Consider the following 682-nt stretch of genomic DNA (forward strand, 5'->3'; position numbering starts at 1 on the left):
TATACAAAACGAAAAGCCCCTGCCGCATATCCCTGTTCCTGATGAGGCAGGCTTCTTCGGAAGCCCAACGCAGATTAAACCCTTCAGGATACGAATAACCGTTGTCGATACTTTCCACAAGACGATAAGCAAAATCTTGTATAGAAGTCACACCTGCACAATCAACAGTAATGACAGCCCACCCCTCCGCTTCCAGATAAGGCAGCATACGGTTCTGCCAATATCCACTCTCACGAATAAAGAGAGGAGCTTTAAAGAGGTCAGGGTATTTTGATGTATAACTCATCATTTCTCGCTAGTCTATTAGTAGAATAAATGTATGATAATGATCTAAAGTAAGGTAAATACTTCCATTGCTACCTATTAACAGGCGTTCAGTACCTCGTGTCATCTCAGGCTCCCCATCAGCCTTGAGAATTACTTTACCATCTTTATCTATTTTGGGTCGTCGAGGCATAAAATCCATTTCGGTGTAGGTTATATTGCCTCCTTTAACATCAGCTGTCGGTAAAATATTGCCTATACCTCCACCCTTCTCTGGAATATTGTCAAAATTCCTACCCTCATTAGCACCAACAATAGGATCACCCTCAACCTTGAGATAACAAACAACACATAACTACTCAACGCTTAAACACGACTAATAATTTTAAAATACAAAAACACTGGCCCCTGCAACAAA

The 682-nt window shown here is 41.1% G+C and carries 1 pseudogene; it reads right to left on the reverse strand.

Features of this window, described 5'->3' with window-relative positions:
• Positions 1–289, reverse strand: a pseudogene (locus tag HMPREF2756_RS02460) (hypothetical protein); the annotation flags it as partial.
• Positions 290–682 lie beyond the last annotated feature (393 nt).

This window comes from Rothia sp. HMSC067H10, assembly GCF_001810635.1.
GTDB lineage: Bacteria > Actinomycetota > Actinomycetes > Actinomycetales > Micrococcaceae > Rothia > Rothia dentocariosa.